General features: G+C 55.8%; 12 protein-coding genes, 2 tRNA genes and 4 rRNA genes. 9 read left to right on the forward strand and 9 right to left on the reverse strand.

Annotation, left to right across the window (positions count from 1 at the left end):
- The first annotated feature begins 9 nt into the window (after positions 1–9).
- Positions 10–468, forward strand: a complete 459-nt coding sequence (locus ACLH0H_RS08325) for an SRPBCC family protein (RefSeq protein WP_411381668.1) — start codon at positions 10–12, stop codon at positions 466–468.
- Positions 469–513: 45 nt separating this feature from the next.
- Here ACLH0H_RS08325 and ACLH0H_RS08330 read toward each other — a convergent pair whose 3' ends face one another.
- The 9 genes from ACLH0H_RS08330 to ACLH0H_RS08370 all read right to left on the reverse strand — a co-directional run bounded on the left by ACLH0H_RS08330 (position 514) and on the right by ACLH0H_RS08370 (position 11,233).
- Entirely contained in the window at positions 514–2,394 is a 1,881-nt protein-coding gene (locus ACLH0H_RS08330) for a methyl-accepting chemotaxis protein (protein WP_411381669.1), read from the reverse strand.
- Positions 2,395–2,746: 352 nt separating this feature from the next.
- Positions 2,747–2,862 (reverse strand): 5S ribosomal RNA (rrf, locus tag ACLH0H_RS08335).
- A gap of 110 nt (positions 2,863–2,972) precedes the next feature.
- A 5S ribosomal RNA gene (gene rrf / locus ACLH0H_RS08340) occupies positions 2,973–3,088 on the reverse strand.
- A gap of 157 nt (positions 3,089–3,245) precedes the next feature.
- Positions 3,246–6,137 (reverse strand): 23S ribosomal RNA (locus ACLH0H_RS08345).
- 248 nt (positions 6,138–6,385) lie between these two features.
- A tRNA-Ala gene (locus ACLH0H_RS08350) sits at positions 6,386–6,461 on the reverse strand.
- 30 nt (positions 6,462–6,491) lie between these two features.
- Positions 6,492–6,568 (reverse strand) — tRNA-Ile (locus ACLH0H_RS08355).
- 83 nt (positions 6,569–6,651) lie between these two features.
- Positions 6,652–8,188, reverse strand: a 16S ribosomal RNA gene (locus ACLH0H_RS08360).
- The 16S, 23S and 5S rRNA genes sit together here with 2 tRNA genes alongside, the layout of an rRNA operon.
- 630 nt (positions 8,189–8,818) lie before the next feature.
- Positions 8,819–10,039, reverse strand: a complete 1,221-nt coding sequence (locus ACLH0H_RS08365) for a CaiB/BaiF CoA transferase family protein (RefSeq protein WP_411381670.1) — start codon at positions 10,037–10,039, stop codon at positions 8,819–8,821.
- A gap of 12 nt (positions 10,040–10,051) precedes the next feature.
- Positions 10,052–11,233, reverse strand: coding sequence for an acyl-CoA dehydrogenase (locus tag ACLH0H_RS08370; protein ID WP_411381671.1), 1,182 nt, complete (start codon positions 11,231–11,233; stop codon positions 10,052–10,054).
- A gap of 158 nt (positions 11,234–11,391) precedes the next feature.
- Here ACLH0H_RS08370 and ACLH0H_RS08375 point away from each other — a divergent pair, with 158 nt between their 5' ends.
- From ACLH0H_RS08375 to ACLH0H_RS08410, 8 genes are all read left to right on the forward strand, one after another.
- Complete coding sequence (locus ACLH0H_RS08375) at positions 11,392–12,312, forward strand: LysR family transcriptional regulator (protein ID WP_411381672.1); 921 nt, start codon at positions 11,392–11,394, stop codon at positions 12,310–12,312.
- A gap of 431 nt (positions 12,313–12,743) precedes the next feature.
- A complete protein-coding gene (locus ACLH0H_RS08380) occupies positions 12,744–13,865 on the forward strand; it encodes a Re/Si-specific NAD(P)(+) transhydrogenase subunit alpha (protein ID WP_411381673.1) in 1,122 nt (373 codons plus the stop codon).
- Between the two features lie 15 nt (positions 13,866–13,880).
- Positions 13,881–14,201: an NAD(P) transhydrogenase subunit alpha gene (locus ACLH0H_RS08385; protein ID WP_025854291.1), complete on the forward strand. Its 321-nt coding sequence runs from the start codon at positions 13,881–13,883 to the stop codon at positions 14,199–14,201.
- Complete coding sequence (locus tag ACLH0H_RS08390) at positions 14,201–15,637, forward strand: NAD(P)(+) transhydrogenase (Re/Si-specific) subunit beta (RefSeq protein ID WP_411381674.1); 1,437 nt, start codon at positions 14,201–14,203, stop codon at positions 15,635–15,637. The genes ACLH0H_RS08385 and ACLH0H_RS08390 overlap by 1 nt, the downstream gene beginning before the upstream one ends.
- A gap of 234 nt (positions 15,638–15,871) precedes the next feature.
- Positions 15,872–17,365 (forward strand): acetyl-CoA hydrolase/transferase family protein, encoded by a 1,494-nt coding sequence (locus tag ACLH0H_RS08395; RefSeq protein ID WP_411381675.1) that lies wholly within the window; start codon positions 15,872–15,874, stop codon positions 17,363–17,365.
- Positions 17,366–17,683: 318 nt separating this feature from the next.
- Positions 17,684–17,896 (forward strand): DUF1127 domain-containing protein, encoded by a 213-nt coding sequence (locus ACLH0H_RS08400; RefSeq protein WP_411381676.1) that lies wholly within the window; start codon positions 17,684–17,686, stop codon positions 17,894–17,896.
- A gap of 340 nt (positions 17,897–18,236) precedes the next feature.
- Positions 18,237–18,557, forward strand: a complete 321-nt coding sequence (locus tag ACLH0H_RS08405) for a DUF2388 domain-containing protein (RefSeq protein WP_411381677.1) — start codon at positions 18,237–18,239, stop codon at positions 18,555–18,557.
- 80 nt (positions 18,558–18,637) lie between these two features.
- Complete coding sequence (locus ACLH0H_RS08410) at positions 18,638–18,946, forward strand: DUF2388 domain-containing protein (protein WP_411381678.1); 309 nt, start codon at positions 18,638–18,640, stop codon at positions 18,944–18,946.
- Positions 18,947–18,967 lie beyond the last annotated feature (21 nt).

Here is an 18,967-nt window from a genome sequence, read left to right on the forward strand (position 1 = left end):
GACACCCTAATGAAACCGCTGCAACCCGATACGTTAATTCGCAACCCTAACGGTCTGCCGATAGTGGCGTCTGTGGTGGTCGAATGCCATGCCACGCGGCTGTGGAACATAGTGGGGGAATTTGCAGGCTTCGATGTGTTCATTCCTGACCTGACTCACATCGAAATGAAGGGAACAGGCGTAGGCGCTCTGCGTACAAAGTTTTTCCGCGACGGCAACTGCGTGGTGGAGCAGCTCAATAGCCGGGACGAGCACGCCATGCACATGACCTGGACCACGATCTATAACACGCTGGGCGTAGCCCAGTTATGGGCGGCGATCCAAGTGCAATCGATTGGAGAGGAGTGTTCCAAGGTGACATGGACGATTATTGCGGAACCCACGGATGAGGCAAACACAGGGTTTAGACAGTTTGTGCAAGGCTTCGCCGATAGCGCCCTGAACAACGTCCGCCGGATGCTTGGCTGAGCGGCAGGAGCAAGGTGACTCGCTCCTGCCGGATCAATCAGAGGGTCAAATCTTGAAACTATCGACCAGTTGCTTCAATCGATTGGCCTGTTGAGACAGCGCGTCGCAATCTTTCAAGGTTTCGTTGAGATTAGCCACGCCCTGCTGGTTCAGCAGGTTTATCTGGTTGATATCCACGTTGAGGGTTTCCACCACAGCAGTCTGCTCTTCAGTCGCTGCTGCGACGGACTGGTTCATGCCATCGATCTCCACGATCCGCTGCGTCACGCTCACCAGGCGCTCACCGGCCTGGTTTGCGACCTCTACGCTTTCTTCGCTGGAGGCCTGGCTGGCGTTCATGGTGGTAACCGCTTCGCGCGAGCCCACTTGCAGCGAAGTGATCATTTTGTGGATCTCTTCGGCCGATTCCTGAGTACGGTGAGCCAGGTTGCGCACCTCGTCGGCGACCACAGCAAAACCGCGACCAGCCTCACCGGCGCGTGCTGCTTCGATGGCCGCGTTGAGCGCTAGCAGGTTGGTTTGCTGGGAAATGCCTTTGATCACATCAAGGATGTGACCAATATTGTCGGTACTGGCGTTCAGGGTCTCGATCTGGGTGCAGGACAGGCTGATTTTCTGCGACAGCGCCGACATTGCGAGAATGGTTTGCTCCACCACTTTTCGTCCATCGTCGGCCTGCTCGCTGGCACCACTGGCGTGCTGTGAAGCATCGGCAGCGTTACGAGCGATCTCTTGGGTGGCGGCGCCCAGCTCATTGATCGCCGCAGCCACGCTGTTGGTGCGCGCGCTCTGCTCATCCGAACCAATGATAGAAGCATTGGACGACGCCATCACACGTTGAGACAAATCATGCACTTGGCGTGTAGCCGAGGACACCTCGGAAATCGAAGCGTGGATGCGCTCCACGAATTGGTTGAACGCGCTGCCCACTTCACCGAACTCGTCCTTGCTGGTGACAGCCAGACGGCGCGTCAGGTCACCCTCGCCCTGGGCGATATCCTGCATGGCCACGCCCATAGTGGTCAGGGGCCGCAGCAAGACTTGAATCAGCAAGCTCAGGAGTACAGCAATTGCAACTACAGCGATCAACATGGCGATCAGTGCGGAAGTACGGAACTTGCCCAACGGCGCGTAGGCTTTGTCTTTATCGATTGACAGACCGATATACCAATCTGCGCCAGGCAAGCCGCTGATAGGGGTGAATGACAGGATACGGTCCTGGCCATTGAGAACGACGTCTTGATTGAGCCTCTCGATTCTTAACTGAGTGCCAGGGTAAATTTCCTTGAGGTTTTTCATCACTTGGTCTTCATCAGGGCTGACGATGACCTGGCCGTCGCCGCTGACCAGGAACGCATGGCCGATGCCGCCGAAGTCCACCGAGTTGATGATCTTCACCAAGGTCTGCAGGCTCAGGTCACCGCCAACTACGCCGAGCAGTTCACCGTTCTTTTTCACCGGCATCGCGATGGTCACGATCTGCCCACCCACTGCGGCCATGTAAGGTGGCGTGAGCATGGGCTTGTCTGCAGCTACCGCTTGCTTGTACCAGGGGCGCTGACGGGGGTCATAGCCGTCGGGCATCTTTGCGTCCGGCCTTTGAGTGAACACACCGCTGGTCTGGCCCACATAGGTGAACTGAAAGTTCGAGGTGAACGCGGATTGGTCAACCAGCCCAGGGAGATCAGCATCACTGCCTTGGTGGGCAATGTTTTGGGTGAGGCTTTCGAGCACTAGTATTCGACCACTGAGCCAGTTCTGGACACTGCTGGCGGTGAGTTCACCGGATTGCTGTATGGACGACGCCAGGTTCTGTTTGATGGTGTTGCGCTGCAGGTAGTCGTTGTAAAGGGTAAATAACGCGAAGGCCAGCACCACGACGCCGGACGCGGCCAACAGGATTTTATGGCTGAACTTTAGATTCATATCATCGACTTCTTTTTGCCAAAGGGGTGAGCGTGCCGAGAGGAACATTCCATGTAAGGTTTATAGGCAGCTTCTTTGGCCGCTCTATTTCGGTGCACGCATGGCTCTTCAGGCTTTCGGCCAACCTTTGGCAAAACTTAGGAAATTGTGGGACATAAGATGTTTTTACTTAGGAAACCGACCGGTGGTTGTCGTACAAGAGTCGGGCGGGGCAAATACCTTGTGTGGCCCATTTCGCTGCGACGGTTCACGGCAAGGTCGCACCCAAGGGCAGGGACGTGTTACTGAAGTTTTGCCAATCCAAACGACAAAACCCCTGGCTGCGTTAGCAGACAGGGGTTCTGGAATTTAATCTTGACGATGACCTACTCTCACATGGGGAAACCCCACACTACCATCGGCGATGCATCGTTTCACTGCTGAGTTCGGGATGGGATCAGGTGGTTCCAATGCTCTATGGTCGTCAAGAAATTCTGTATACCAGACCGTCGTGTGAACAACGTGCCGGTGAAAATTCATGGACTTCTACAAAAACAGAACCCCTGTTTGCATTAGCAAACAGGGGTTCTGGAATTTAATCTTGACGATGACCTACTCTCACATGGGGAAACCCCACACTACCATCGGCGATGCATCGTTTCACTACTGAGTTCGGGATGGGATCAGGTGGTTCCAATGCTCTATGGTCGTCAAGAAATTCGGGTACTGAGTCGTGACCAGATGGCCTCGCTTCAGCAAATTGGGTATGTGACAGCTGTCGGTGTTTTGTGAGCGTCGAACTTTCGGTTCATCTCGTCTTCACACACCGCAATCTGATGCTCGTTAGAGTAGTCAAATTGCTTGGGTGTTATATGGTCAAGCCTCACGGGCAATTAGTATTGGTTAGCTCAACGCCTCACAGCGCTTACACACCCAACCTATCAACGTCGTAGTCTTCGACGGCCCTTCAGGGAACTCAAGGTTCCAGTGAGATCTCATCTTGAGGCTAGTTTCCCGCTTAGATGCTTTCAGCGGTTATCTATTCCGAACATAGCTACCCGGCAATGCCACTGGCGTGACAACCGGAACACCAGAGGTTCGTCCACTCCGGTCCTCTCGTACTAGGAGCAGCCCCTCTCAAATCTCAAACGTCCACGGCAGATAGGGACCGAACTGTCTCACGACGTTCTAAACCCAGCTCGCGTACCACTTTAAATGGCGAACAGCCATACCCTTGGGACCGGCTTCAGCCCCAGGATGTGATGAGCCGACATCGAGGTGCCAAACACCGCCGTCGATATGAACTCTTGGGCGGTATCAGCCTGTTATCCCCGGAGTACCTTTTATCCGTTGAGCGATGGCCCTTCCATACAGAACCACCGGATCACTAAGACCTACTTTCGTACCTGCTCGACGTGTCTGTCTCGCAGTCAAGCGCGCTTTTGCCTTTATACTCTACGACCGATTTCCGACCGGTCTGAGCGCACCTTCGTACTCCTCCGTTACTCTTTAGGAGGAGACCGCCCCAGTCAAACTACCCACCATACACTGTCCTCGATCCGGATAACGGACCTGAGTTAGAACCTCAAAGTTGCCAGGGTGGTATTTCAAGGTTGGCTCCACGCAGACTGGCGTCCACGCTTCAAAGCCTCCCACCTATCCTACACAAGCAAATTCAAAGTCCAGTGCAAAGCTATAGTAAAGGTTCACGGGGTCTTTCCGTCTAGCCGCGGATACACTGCATCTTCACAGCGATTTCAATTTCACTGAGTCTCGGGTGGAGACAGCGCCGCCATCGTTACGCCATTCGTGCAGGTCGGAACTTACCCGACAAGGAATTTCGCTACCTTAGGACCGTTATAGTTACGGCCGCCGTTTACCGGGGCTTCGATCAAGAGCTTCGCGTTAGCTAACCCCATCAATTAACCTTCCGGCACCGGGCAGGCGTCACACCCTATACGTCCACTTTCGTGTTTGCAGAGTGCTGTGTTTTTAATAAACAGTCGCAGCGGCCTGGTATCTTCGACCGGCATGAGCTTACGGAGCAAGTCCTTCACCCTCACCGGCGCACCTTCTCCCGAAGTTACGGTGCCATTTTGCCTAGTTCCTTCACCCGAGTTCTCTCAAGCGCCTTGGTATTCTCTACCCAACCACCTGTGTCGGTTTGGGGTACGGTTCCTGGTTACCTGAAGCTTAGAAGCTTTTCTTGGAAGCATGGCATCAACCACTTCGTCGTCTAAAAGACGACTCGTCATCAGCTCTCGGCCTTAAGATCCCGGATTTACCTAAGATCTCAGCCTACCACCTTAAACTTGGACAACCAACGCCAAGCTGGCCTAGCCTTCTCCGTCCCTCCATCGCAATAACCAGAAGTACAGGAATATTAACCTGTTTTCCATCGACTACGCTTTTCAGCCTCGCCTTAGGGACCGACTAACCCTGCGTCGATTAACGTTGCGCAGGAAACCTTGGTCTTTCGGCGTGGGTGTTTTTCACACCCATTGTCGTTACTCATGTCAGCATTCGCACTTCTGATACCTCCAGCAAGCTTCTCAACTCACCTTCACAGGCTTACAGAACGCTCCTCTACCGCATCACTTACGTGATACCCGTAGCTTCGGTGTATGGTTTGAGCCCCGTTACATCTTCCGCGCAGGCCGACTCGACTAGTGAGCTATTACGCTTTCTTTAAAGGGTGGCTGCTTCTAAGCCAACCTCCTAGCTGTCTAAGCCTTCCCACATCGTTTCCCACTTAACCATAACTTTGGGACCTTAGCTGACGGTCTGGGTTGTTTCCCTTTTCACGACGGACGTTAGCACCCGCCGTGTGTCTCCCATGCTCGGCACTTGTAGGTATTCGGAGTTTGCATCGGTTTGGTAAGTCGGGATGACCCCCTAGCCGAAACAGTGCTCTACCCCCTACAGTGATACATGAGGCGCTACCTAAATAGCTTTCGAGGAGAACCAGCTATCTCCGAGCTTGATTAGCCTTTCACTCCGATCCACAGGTCATCCGCTAACTTTTCAACGGTAGTCGGTTCGGTCCTCCAGTTAGTGTTACCCAACCTTCAACCTGCCCATGGATAGATCGCCCGGTTTCGGGTCTATTCCCAGCGACTAGACGCCCTATTAAGACTCGCTTTCGCTACGCCTCCCCTATTCGGTTAAGCTCGCCACTGAAAATAAGTCGCTGACCCATTATACAAAAGGTACGCAGTCACCCAACAAAGTGGGCTCCCACTGCTTGTACGCATACGGTTTCAGGATCTATTTCACTCCCCTCTCCGGGGTTCTTTTCGCCTTTCCCTCACGGTACTAGTTCACTATCGGTCAGTCAGTAGTATTTAGCCTTGGAGGATGGTCCCCCCATATTCAGACAAAGTTTCTCGTGCTCCGTCCTACTCGATTTCATGACTAAGAGATTTTCGCGTACAGGGCTATCACCCACTATGGCCGCACTTTCCAGAGCGTTCCGCTAATCTCAAAGCCACTTAAGGGCTAGTCCCCGTTCGCTCGCCACTACTAAGGGAATCTCGGTTGATTTCTTTTCCTCAGGGTACTTAGATGTTTCAGTTCCCCTGGTTCGCTCCATACACCTATGTATTCAGTGTAAGGTAACCATCTTATGATGGCTGGGTTCCCCCATTCAGACATCTCCGGATCAAAGTCTGTTTGCCGACTCCCCGAAGCTTTTCGCAGGCTACCACGTCTTTCATCGCCTCTGACTGCCAAGGCATCCACCGTATGCGCTTCTTCACTTGACCATATAACCCCAAGCAATCTGGTTATACTGTGAAGACAACATTCGCCGAAAATTCGAATTTCTCGTTTAAGAGAACTCACAAATTTTACCTTAGCCTGAGCCGTTACCAGTGAAAGTAACGTCCAGTCTATCTTTCTATCACATACCCAAATTTTTAAAGAACGATCTAATCAAAGACTAGAAATCAACATTCACCATCATCACGATGGAATGCTCATTTCTAAGCTTTCATAACGTCAGAAGCAGTAGTGGTGGAGCCAAACGGGATCGAACCGTTGACCTCCTGCGTGCAAGGCAGGCGCTCTCCCAGCTGAGCTATGGCCCCGTATTTCTACAGGCGTTTCCCACACAAAATTGGTGGGTCTGGGCAGATTCGAACTGCCGACCTCACCCTTATCAGGGGTGCGCTCTAACCAACTGAGCTACAGACCCAATTTCGGGCTGCTTCTTTATCGTCTTCTTCAATGAATCAAGCAATTCGTGTGGGAACTTATGGAGCAGCTGATGTCGTCGATTAAGGAGGTGATCCAGCCGCAGGTTCCCCTACGGCTACCTTGTTACGACTTCACCCCAGTCATGAATCACACCGTGGTAACCGTCCTCCCGAAGGTTAGACTAGCTACTTCTGGTGCAACCCACTCCCATGGTGTGACGGGCGGTGTGTACAAGGCCCGGGAACGTATTCACCGCGACATTCTGATTCGCGATTACTAGCGATTCCGACTTCACGCAGTCGAGTTGCAGACTGCGATCCGGACTACGATCGGTTTTGTGGGATTAGCTCCACCTCGCGGCTTGGCAACCCTCTGTACCGACCATTGTAGCACGTGTGTAGCCCAGGCCGTAAGGGCCATGATGACTTGACGTCATCCCCACCTTCCTCCGGTTTGTCACCGGCAGTCTCCTTAGAGTGCCCACCATAACGTGCTGGTAACTAAGGACAAGGGTTGCGCTCGTTACGGGACTTAACCCAACATCTCACGACACGAGCTGACGACAGCCATGCAGCACCTGTCTCAATGTTCCCGAAGGCACCAATCCATCTCTGGAAAGTTCATTGGATGTCAAGGCCTGGTAAGGTTCTTCGCGTTGCTTCGAATTAAACCACATGCTCCACCGCTTGTGCGGGCCCCCGTCAATTCATTTGAGTTTTAACCTTGCGGCCGTACTCCCCAGGCGGTCAACTTAATGCGTTAGCTGCGCCACTAAGAGCTCAAGGCTCCCAACGGCTAGTTGACATCGTTTACGGCGTGGACTACCAGGGTATCTAATCCTGTTTGCTCCCCACGCTTTCGCACCTCAGTGTCAGTGTTGGTCCAGGTGGTCGCCTTCGCCACTGGTGTTCCTTCCTATATCTACGCATTTCACCGCTACACAGGAAATTCCACCACCCTCTACCACACTCTAGTCAGTCAGTTTTGAATGCAGTTCCCAGGTTGAGCCCGGGGATTTCACATCCAACTTAACAAACCACCTACGCGCGCTTTACGCCCAGTAATTCCGATTAACGCTTGCACCCTCTGTATTACCGCGGCTGCTGGCACAGAGTTAGCCGGTGCTTATTCTGTCGGTAACGTCAAAATTGCAGAGTATTAATCTACAACCCTTCCTCCCAACTTAAAGTGCTTTACAATCCGAAGACCTTCTTCACACACGCGGCATGGCTGGATCAGGCTTTCGCCCATTGTCCAATATTCCCCACTGCTGCCTCCCGTAGGAGTCTGGACCGTGTCTCAGTTCCAGTGTGACTGATCATCCTCTCAGACCAGTTACGGATCGTCGCCTTGGTGAGCCATTACCTCACCAACTAGCTAATCCGACCTAGGCTCATCTGATAGCGCAAGGCCCGAAGGTCCCCTGCTTTCTCCCGTAGGACGTATGCGGTATTAGCGTCCGTTTCCGAACGTTATCCCCCACTACCAGGCAGATTCCTAGGCATTACTCACCCGTCCGCCGCTCTCAAGAGAAGCAAGCTTCTCTCTACCGCTCGACTTGCATGTGTTAGGCCTGCCGCCAGCGTTCAATCTGAGCCATGATCAAACTCTTCAGTTCAAACATCTTTGGGTTTTTAAGAAACCCTAAACTTGGCTCAGCAATCGTTGGTTACATCTTTGATTTCTCGCGGAGTAACTTGTGATGCTGATAATCTTGTTGACTATCAGTCTGACTCCACAAGCACCCACACGAATTGCTTGATTCAGTTGTTAAAGAGCGGTTGGTTAAGATCTTTCCTCTCAACCGAGGCGCGCATTCTACAGCAGCCTCATTTGCTGTCAAGTGATTATTTTCAGAAGTTTTCGAAGAATTCTTCAATAACTTCAACCACTTGCGCTTCCGATCTCTCGTTAGCGGGAGGCGAATTCTACAGCGTTACACGCTGCTGTCAACACCTCTTTTTATCCGCCTTCGACCGAGAAGATCGAAACGTTAATAGAGCAACACAACACCGCTCTACCAACTCCTTCTGGGCTTCGATGAACTGAAGCAAGTCGCTGTCGAATCTCGCACAACCCTTTGTTTACCAAGGAGTTTTCCGCTTCGACTGCGCCGGAAGTGGGGCGAATTATAGACTTCCAGAATCTGCCGTCAACCCTTAATTTTGCTTTTTCTATCAGTTAGTTGGAATTGATTAAAAAACCGTCAAAAACTGATCAACAACACCTTCTATATAGAAGAAGAGATTCAGATAACACCCGCGACCTTCAGAGCAGCCACATTACGCTCGCCCAACCCCAACACCTCCTGCAGCACCTTGGCCGTATGCTCTCCCAAAAGAGGAGGCGCATTCCGGTACTCCACTGGCGTTTTGGATAACCGTATCGGACTTGCCACCTGAGGCACCATCCCTGCCAACGCATGCGGCAGCGCCATGGCCAAACCGCGCGCCTTGACCTGAGGATCGGAAAACACCTGCGCCAGGTCATTGATCGGCCCACAAGGCACACCAACCCGCTCCAACTGCGACACCCACTCAGTCGTCGTCTTGAATACAGTAGCCTGACGAATCAAGGGAATCAGCTCCGCCCGATTCGCCACCCGCATCTTATTAGTAGAGAAGCGCGGATCATCCGCCCACTGCGGCTGCCCAGCCACTTCAGCAAACTTGCGGAACTGACTGTCATTCCCCACCGTCAGGATGAAGTCACCATCAGCGGTAGGGAAATCCTGATAAGGCACGATATTCGGATGAGCATTCCCCAGGCGCCTTGGCGAATCACCCGTCGTCAGGTAATTCATCGCCTGGTTCGCCAGGCAAGCCACCTGCACATCCAGCAACGCCATATCGATATGCTGCCCGCCACCGTCATGATCACGATGCGCCAGTGCCGCGAGTATTGCCACAGTCGAGTAAAGCCCCGTAAGAATGTCGGTCAGCGCAACGCCAACCTTTACCGGCCCAGCGCCGTCGTCACCCTCGGGCCGGCCGGTCAGGCTCATAAGCCCGCCCAGCCCTTGAATCATGAAGTCATAACCCGCGCGTGTCGCATACGGCCCTGTCTGACCGAAGCCGGTGATCGAGCAGTAAATCAGCTCCGGATTGATCTCCTTGAGCGACTCATAGTCCAGCCCATACGCTGCAAGGCCACCGACCTTGAAGTTCTCGATCAGAATGTCCGACTTGGCCGCCAGGTCGCGCACCAGTGCCTGCCCCTCCGGCCGCGTGAAGTCGATAGTCACCGACTGCTTGTTGCGATTGGCCGACAGGTAATACGCCGCCTCACTGGTGTTCTCGCCATAGGCGTCCTTAAGGAAGGGCGGCCCCCATGCGCGCGTGTCGTCACCGCTCCCCGGACGTTCAACCTTGATCACCTCAGCCCCGAGGTCCGCAAGAATCTGCCCGGACCAAGGGCCCGCCAGTACTCGCGATAAATCCAGTACCCGCAGATGCGAAAGCGCGCCCATGCCGTGCTCCTATTAATAGAACGCCTGAAGACCGGTTTGCGCGCGCCCAAGGATCAGGGCATGCACGTCGTGCGTACCTTCGTAGGTGTTCACCACCTCCAGGTTGACCAGATGGCGCGCCACACCGAACTCGTCGGAAATGCCGTTGCCACCCAGCATGTCGCGCGCCATGCGTGCGATATCCAAAGACTTGCCACACGAGTTGCGCTTCATGATCGAGGTGATCTCGACCGCCGCAATCCCTTCGTCTTTCATACGCCCCAGACGCAGGCAGCCTTGCAGGGCCAGGGTGACCTCGGTCTGCATGTCAGCCAGCTTCTTCTGGATCAACTGAGTCGCCGCCAGTGGACGGCCAAACTGCTGGCGATCAAGCGTGTATTGGCGAGCGGTGTGCCAGCAGAACTCAGCCGCACCCAACGCCCCCCAGGAGATGCCATAACGCGCGGAGTCAAGGCAGGTAAAAGGCCCCTTCAGCCCACGCACGTCCGGGAAGATGTTCTCGTCCGGCACGAACACGTTATCCATGACAATCTCGCCGGTAATGGAGGCGCGCAGCCCAACCTTGCCGTGAATCGCCGGTGCGCTCAGACCTTTCCAGCCTTTCTCCAAGACAAAGCCACGGATATCGCCAGCATCGTCCTTGCCCCACACCACAAACACATCGGCGATCGGGCTATTGGTGATCCACATCTTCGCGCCCGTCAGGCTGTAGCCACCCTCCACTTTGCGAGCACGGGTAATCATCGCGCCTGGGTCGGAACCATGATTGGGCTCGGTCAGGCCGAAACAGCCGATCCATTCGCCAGATGCCAGCTTCGGCAGGTACTTCTGTTTCTGCGCCTCGGTGCCAAACTCGTTGATCGGCACCATGACCAGCGACGATTGCACGCTCATCATCGAGCGATAGCCGGAATCGACACGCTCCACTTCGCGCGCAATCAGCCCATAGCTGACGTAATTCAAGCCGCTGCCACCGTACTGCTCGGGAATCATTGCACCGAGTAAACCGGTCTCGCCCATCTCACGAAAAATGGCGGGGTCAGTCTTTTCATGGCGAAAGGCTTCAAGCACACGCGGCGCCAGCTTGTCCCGGGCAAATTGCTCAGCGCTGTCGCGCACCATGCGCTCTTCTTCGGTGAGCTGTTGGTCCAGTAGCAACGGATCAATCCAGTTGAAGCTTGCCTTGCCTGCCATGAATAAGTCCTCGTGGGAGAAATCAGAAGTCGTGGGAAGCAGCCTAGGCCCCTCCAGCACAGAGGGCAAACGACGTTTCCGCATAGGGTTGTGCTAATTTCTCATTTCGTAATAGCCAGGATGGGCGCAAAGGCGCTTTATAAGTGAGGACACGGTATATGCGCAGAAAAATCCCCAGCACCACCGCCCTCGTCAGTTTTGAAGCCGCAGCCCGCCACGAGAGCTTTACCAAGGCCGCGCACGAGCTTTCGATTACTCAAGGCGCCATCTGTCGACAGATCGCCAGCCTTGAAGAGTTTTTAAGTGTCGAGCTGTTTCGCCGCTCAAGGCGCGGGGTAAAGCTGACGGAAGCGGGGCTGTCTTACAGTCGGCGCGTCGCCGCGCAATTGGACGCGGTTGAGCGCGATACGCTGTCTGTCATGGGACAGCAAGGCGCCAACACCATAGAACTGGCCGTGGTCCCCACGTTCGGTACTCAGTGGTTGATACCTCGCCTCAAGGATTTCCAGCGTCAACATCCGCAAGTCACCGTCAACCTGACCAACCGCACACGCCCGTTTCTGTTTGCCGACACTGAGTTCGACGCAGCGATCTACTTCGGCGATTCCGATTGGTCCGGCACGGAATCCCACCGACTGATGGGAGAGAACCCTGTGCCGGTGTGCAGCCCCCGACTACTGGGCAGCGCACACCCGTTCAGCCCTCAGCAAATTGCGGAACTGCCCCTGCTGCAGCAGACCACTCGACCCTACGCTTGGCGCCAATGGTTCAATGCCCAACAGCTGAGCGTACCTCGCGACATGACAGGCCCGCGTTACGAGCTATTCTCGATGTTGTCCCAGGCAGCCATGCATGACATGGGGATCGCGCTGATTCCCCCGTTCCTCATCCAACGGGAACTGGAGGAGCGTCAATTGGTGATCGCCTGCACCGAGGCGCTGGCCAGCTCCAAGGCTTACTACTTGATGATTCCGGACAAAAAAGTCGAATCAGCCTCGCTGCAGGCATTCAGGGATTGGCTGATCGATCAGTCACAGCGCTACAACACCAATAGTCTCGGGCTCCACCCAAGCTCCTAACTTTGTAGTCAGTTAATTTAAAATACTACAGATGTACGTATATGTCGCATTTGAACAGACTGTATCTGTCGCTTACTAACAAAGCTCAAAGCCATGCGCTACATGGCTTTGAGCGACTATTACGAGCCAATGAACGACCATTCATGGCAACCATGGGAAAATGCTGAAAAAACCCATTAAACCCTGTAAGCGACTGTATTTAAATCAATTATTCCAGCTAATTGCGACAATCAGTCACAGGGTGACTTGTAGTTAATTTTTCGTCACCCGTCATAATCCCTTGAAGGCCGTAAAGTTCGCCTGCAAAATGCCGCGCCCCGCTGTCATTTCAGCGGGATCGTGCTGATCGGCCGCCCCAGCTGCGCCACTCGCGGTGCACTGGCCTTTTTACAAAAAGATCAAAAGCAAAAAGATCATGCAGGAGATTTGACGTGCACATTGGTGTTCCTCTCGAAACCCAGACCGGTGAAACGCGGGTGGCTGCCACCCCGGAAACCATCAAGAAGCTGATCGGCCAGGGCCATAAGGTCACTGTACAAAGCGGAGCCGGCATCCAGGCCAGCGTCGTCGACAGTGCCTATGAAACGGTAGGCGCGACCATTGGCAGCGCCAACGATGCGTTTGGCGCCGAGCTTATTCTCAAGGTGGTTGCCCCCAGCGACAGCGAACTTGCGCTGATCAAAAGCGGCACCGTGTTGGTGGGCATGCTCAACCCGTTCAGCAACGAAACCATTGCCAAGCTCGCTGAGCGCGGCATTACCGCCTTCGCCCTCGAGGCTGCACCGCGCACATCGCGGGCCCAGAGCCTCGACGTGCTGTCATCCCAGGCCAACATTGCGGGCTACAAGGCTGTGCTGCTCGCCGCCCATCACTATCCGCGCTTCATGCCGATGCTGATGACCGCAGCAGGCACCGTCAAAGCGGCGCGCGTGCTGATCCTCGGCGCCGGTGTTGCAGGCCTGCAGGCCATCGCCACGGCGAAACGCCTGGGTGCCGTGATCGAAGCGTCTGACGTTCGCCCGGCGGTCAAGGAGCAGATCGAGTCCCTGGGCGCCAAGTTTGTCGACGTGCCCTACGAAACCGACGAAGAGCGTGAATGCGCGGTCGGTGTCGGCGGTTACGCGCGCCCGATGCCGACCAGCTGGATGCAGCGCCAGGCCCTGGCCGTGCACGAGCGCGCCAAGCAAGCCGACATCGTCATCACCACCGCGCTGATTCCTGGCCGCAAGGCGCCCACCCTGCTGAGCGCCGAGACCGTTGCACACATGAAGCCGGGCTCGGTGGTCATCGACCTTGCCGCCGCCCAAGGCGGCAACTGCCCGCTGACCGTCGCCGATCAAGTGGTGGTAGAGAACGGCGTGATCATTTGCGGCCCGACCAACCTGGCCGGGGCCGTAGCCGCCGATGCTTCTGCTTTATACGCACGCAACCTGCTGGACTTCCTGAAGCTGGTCTTCAACAAGGATGGGCAGTTTGAAATCAACCTCGAAGACGACATCGTCGCCGCGTGCCTGATGTGCCGCGACGGCCAAGTCATCCGCAAAAACGCCTAAGCAGGGATTCAGACGATGGAAGAGCTTATCTCCCCCGGTATCTACAACCTGATCATCTTTGTGCTGGCGATTTATGTCGGTTACCACGTGGTCTGGAACGTCACCCCAGCGCTGCACACGCCGTTGATGGCGGTGACCAACGCCATCTCGGCGATCGTCATCGTTGGCGCCATGTTGGCCGCGGCCCTCACCGTGACTCCGCTGGGCAAAACCATGGGCACCCTGGCCGTGGCACTGGCGGCAGTCAACGTGTTTGGCGGCTTCCTGGTCACCCGCAGGATGCTTGAGATGTTCAAGAAGAAAGCGCCCAAAGTTAAAGAAGAGGTGCAGAAATAATGAGTATGAATCTGGTCACGACGCTGTATCTGATTGCGTCGATCTGCTTCATCCAAGCCCTCAAGGGTCTCTCACACCCGACCACTTCACGGCGCGGCAACCTGTTCGGCATGCTTGGCATGGCGCTGGCGGTGCTCACCACCGTGGGTCTGATCTATAAGCTCGGCGCCGAGCTTGCAACGGCCGGTATCGGCTACGTGATCGTTGGCCTGCTGGTCGGCGGCACTGCCGGCTCGATCATGGCCAAGCGCGTAGAAATGACCAAGATGCCGGAGCTGGTAGCCTTCATGCACAGCATGATCGGCCTGGCCGCGGTGTTCATCGCAATTGCCGCGGTGGTCGAGCCCCAATCCCTGGGCATTGTCAAACTCTTGGGCGACGCGATTCCTGCGGGCAACCGCCTGGAGCTGTTCCTTGGTGCAGCCATCGGCGCAATCACCTTCTCCGGTTCGGTGATCGCGTTCGGCAAACTGTCGGGCAAATACAAGTTCCGCCTGTTCCAGGGCGCACCGGTACAGTTCGGCGGCCAGCACAAGCTGAACCTGGCACTTGGCCTCGCCACGTTGGCCCTGGGCCTGGCGTTCATGTTCACCGGCAACCTTACCGCCTTCGCGCTGATGCTGGCACTGGCCTTTGTGTTGGGCGTGCTGATCATCATCCCGATCGGCGGCGCCGATATGCCGGTGGTGGTGTCGATGCTCAACAGTTACTCCGGCTGGGCGGCGGCGGGTATCGGCTTTTCGCTGAACAACTCGATGCTGATCATCGCCGGTTCCCTGGTGGGTTCAAGCGGCGCGATCCTGTCGTACATCATGTGCAAGGCGATGAACCGTTCCTTCTTTAATGTGCTGCTCGGCGGTTTCGGCAACACGCCGGATGCCAGCGCCGCCGCAGGATCAAAAGAAGCACGCCCGGTGAAATCCGGCTCGGCCGACGACGCCACCTTCCTGCTGACCAACGCCGACACCGTGATCATCGTCCCAGGCTATGGCCTGGCGGTCGCTCGGGCGCAACATGCGCTCAAGGAGCTGACCGAAAAGCTGACTCACCGCGGCGTCACCGTGAAGTACGCGATCCATCCGGTGGCGGGCCGTATGCCTGGGCACATGAACGTACTGCTTGCCGAGGCCGAAGTGCCTTACGACCAGGTGTTCGAGATGGAAGACATCAACTCCGAGTTCGGTCAGGCCGACGTCGTGCTGGTGCTGGGCGCCAACGACGTGGTCAACCCGGCCGCCAAGAACGATCCGAACTCGCCGATTGCCGGCATGCCGATCCTCGAAGCGTTCAAGGCCAAGACCATCATCGTCAACAAGCGCTCGATGGCCAGCGGTTATGCCGGCCTGGATAACGAGCTGTTCTACCTGGACAAGACCATGATGGTCTTCGGTGACGCCAAGAAGGTCATCGAAGATATGGTTAAAGCCGTCGAGTAATACTGCTTCAGCGCAATACTCGAAACCCCGGCCTGCCATAGGCTGGGGTTTTTTATCGTTCCCGCGCTCTGCGTAGTAATGCATCCTGGGATGCTCTGCGTCCCGCTTTGCACTTACATGAAACCCGACCAAAGGCTCTAAATCGCCGCCTGGCATTCGACCATGGTAGCGGGCCGAAATCTTTTGAAATCACTAAACTGCGCACCTTGCTTCCGTAGCCCGAGATAACAATCCATGTACCGTGATCGTATCCGCTTGCCTTCGTTGTTGAACAAGGTCATGAGCGCGGCAGACGCCGCCGCACTGATCGAGGACGGAATGACCGTCGGCATGAGCGGCTTCACCCGTGCCGGTGAAGCCAAGGCCGTCCCCCACGCCCTGGCCGAACGCGCCAAGACTTCCCCGCTGAAAATCACCCTGATGACCGGCGCCAGCCTGGGCAATGACCTGGACAAGCAACTCACCGAAGCAGGCGTACTGTCGCGACGCATGCCGTTTCAAGTCGACAGCACTCTGCGCAAGGCCATCAATGCCGGCGAAGTGATGTTTATCGACCAGCACCTATCGGAAACCGTCGAGCAACTGCGCAACAATCAGCTCAAGCTGCCGGATATCGCCGTGATTGAAGCGGTCGCGATCACCGAGCTTGGCCACATCGTTCCCACCACTTCCGTCGGCAACTCCGCCAGCTTCGCGATTTTCGCCAAGCAGGTGATCGTCGAGATCAACTTGGCGCACAACCCGAACCTGGAAGGGTTGCACGACATCTATATCCCGACCTACCGGCCGACGCGCACGCCGATCCCGCTGGTGAAGGTCGACGACCGTATCGGCAGCACCGCAATCCCGATCCCTGCGGAAAAGATCGTTGCCATCGTTATCACCAACCAAGCCGACTCCGCTTCCACCGTGACGCCGCCAGACAGCGACACCCAAGGCATCGCCAATCACCTGATCAACTTCCTCAAGCAGGAAGTCGACGCCGGGCGCATGACCAACAAGCTCGGCCCGTTGCAGGCTGGCATCGGCAACATTGCCAACGCGGTCATGTGCGGGTTGATCGAATCGCCATTCGAAGACCTGACCATGTATTCGGAAGTGTTGCAGGACTCGACCTTTGATCTGATCGATGCAGGCAAGCTGACCTTCGCGTCGGGCAGCTCGATCACCTTGTCGGAACGCCGTAACGCCGACGTCTTCGGCAATCTGCAACACTATAAAGACAAGCTGGTGCTGCGCCCGCAGGAGATCTCCAACCACCCGGAAGTGGTGCGGCGCCTGGGCATCATCGCCATCAACACTGCGCTGGAGTTCGATATCTACGGCAACGTCAACTCCACCCACATCTGCGGCACGCGCATGATGAACGGCATTGGCGGCTCCGGGGATTTCGGGCGCAACGCGCACCTGGCGATCTTCGTCACCAAGTCGATTGCCAAGGGCGGGGCGATTTCCAGTGTGGTGCCCATGGTCAGCCATGTGGACCACACCGAGCACGACGTCGACATCCTCGTGACTGAAGTGGGTCTGGCCGATCTGCGGGGCCTGGCACCACGGGAACGGGCCCGGGTGATCATCGACAACTGCGTGCATCCGGCTTACCGCGATGCGCTGAACAGTTACTTCAATGCCGCTTGCGCTATTGGCGGCCACACGCCGCACATCTTGCGGGAAGCACTGAGCTGGCACATCAACTTGGAAGAAACCGGGCATATGCTCAAGACGTGAGTGACACAGACGCGAGCTGATGGGCATACAGTTTCATCAGCTCGGCTTCTTCATCTGCACTTCCTGAAAAAACTGTACTGCTGTACCGGTGCTTTCCTACCGAAATTTCTTACATAGCACACCGAAATTACCTATTTCGCACTGTTTCAGTGCGGACAGGTACAGTTGCCCCATTTCCGAACAGTACAGCACCCTTAAACAGTTAACTGCCCTCTCACAATACAGGTGAACTGTATCTGGAGAGTCTTGCGCGGGGAGGGGATCATTGGCATCAGTTAAACCACTACCTAATCCCGCCACAAGCGGAAGGATGTCATCATGGAACGTACACTCAGTTCCGATCTGTTCTCTGAAAAAGCTGTAAGCAACCAGTCCGCCATCCCTCTGCGCGTTCTCGCCAACCTGATGTTGTGGCAGCGCCGCATTTCCAGCCGCCACCAACTGGCTCGCCTGGATTCGCGCCTGCTGGCTGACGCTGGTATCAGCGAAGCTCAACGCTACGAAGAGCTGAGCAAGCCGTTCTGGCGCTAACTTAGCGCTCGCTGGCCCTGACCTGTCGGGTCCACTGCCAGCACCCAGATTTGTCAAAACAAAGCCCGCCCCGGGACACCGAGGGCGGGCTTTGTTGTTTTCGAGCCAAGCCTTTTCAAGAGAGCCAGGCACAACACAAGTACAGTTTTTGATTAACAGAAATTTGCAGGTACAGTTTTGCACAGCCATAAACGCTACCAGAACAGATAAGCGGCGGCTTAATATCCGACCGTCACGTGGCGAACGGCGTCGAGCCCGCGTCTGACCTTTAATAGAAGTCATGCTCTCTACAGTGGCCGCTCTGCGCCGCCTTCTACCTACCATCCAAAGGAGTCATCCCATGTCCCGTCTTCGCCTGCTAAGTGCTGCCGCCCTGTTGACCCTGGCCGCCAGCGCCAACGCGACCAGCTTCATCGTGACCACCGATTCCATCGTCGGCGCGCTGAAGGCCACTTCCGACGCCAGCTCGGACGCCACTTCGTCTCTGCGCGACAGCAAGGTCGTGCGCGCCGCCCGTGACGATGCCGCCAGCTTTGTCGCCAGCGAAGGGGCCATTCGTGGCGTGAAACTGGAAAGCGCGCTGGCCCAGATCCGTCAGCAAGCACCGCAACTTACTACCGCGTCTGACGCACAACTGGCCCAGGCCATCCTGGCCATCTGACGGCCGGATCGATGCCTGGGCACTGGCTCTCGCCCGGGCATTACGCTAGCCTTGACGCTCGCTTTCAGTTGTCGAGTCCCATGGCTTTTTCATACCGCCTTTTAATCGTGCCTGTGTTGCTTTGCACCGTCTGGTCACCGCTGGTTTCGGCCTTTGACCTGACCACCCAGGGCACCGTCGCGAGCGCGTACGCCACCAGCAAGGTGACTTCCGCGCCCTTCGACAGAAAAGTGATAGTGGCCGCCCAGGACGACGCTGCCGCGTTTGTTGCCACTGACGGCCAATGGCGGGGCGCACGGCTGGAGTCAGCGCTGGATTATCTGCGCCGCAGCCAGCCAAGACTTAACGTCAGCGACCTTGAACTGGCGCAAGCAATTCTCGTCCAATAATCATCTTTGATTTCATCTTCT

Origin of the sequence: Pseudomonas sp. MPB26 (assembly GCF_046605355.1) — a bacterium.
GTDB lineage: Bacteria > Pseudomonadota > Gammaproteobacteria > Pseudomonadales > Pseudomonadaceae > Aquipseudomonas > Aquipseudomonas cedrina.

Coding starts and splice junctions, on each gene's coding strand:
- ACLH0H_RS08325 (WP_411381668.1), top strand. CDS start 10: ATGAAACCGCTGCAACCCGATACGTTAATTCGCAACCCTAACGGTCTG.
- ACLH0H_RS08365 (WP_411381670.1), bottom strand. CDS start 10,039: ATGGGCGCGCTTTCGCATCTGCGGGTACTGGATTTATCGCGAGTACTG.
- ACLH0H_RS08405 (WP_411381677.1), top strand. CDS start 18,237: ATGTCCCGTCTTCGCCTGCTAAGTGCTGCCGCCCTGTTGACCCTGGCC.
- ACLH0H_RS08330 (WP_411381669.1), bottom strand. CDS start 2,394: ATGAATCTAAAGTTCAGCCATAAAATCCTGTTGGCCGCGTCCGGCGTC.
- ACLH0H_RS08390 (WP_411381674.1), top strand. CDS start 14,201: ATGAGTATGAATCTGGTCACGACGCTGTATCTGATTGCGTCGATCTGC.
- ACLH0H_RS08400 (WP_411381676.1), top strand. CDS start 17,684: ATGGAACGTACACTCAGTTCCGATCTGTTCTCTGAAAAAGCTGTAAGC.
- ACLH0H_RS08385 (WP_025854291.1), top strand. CDS start 13,881: ATGGAAGAGCTTATCTCCCCCGGTATCTACAACCTGATCATCTTTGTG.
- ACLH0H_RS08395 (WP_411381675.1), top strand. CDS start 15,872: ATGTACCGTGATCGTATCCGCTTGCCTTCGTTGTTGAACAAGGTCATG.
- ACLH0H_RS08375 (WP_411381672.1), top strand. CDS start 11,392: ATGCGCAGAAAAATCCCCAGCACCACCGCCCTCGTCAGTTTTGAAGCC.
- ACLH0H_RS08370 (WP_411381671.1), bottom strand. CDS start 11,233: ATGGCAGGCAAGGCAAGCTTCAACTGGATTGATCCGTTGCTACTGGAC.
- ACLH0H_RS08410 (WP_411381678.1), top strand. CDS start 18,638: ATGGCTTTTTCATACCGCCTTTTAATCGTGCCTGTGTTGCTTTGCACC.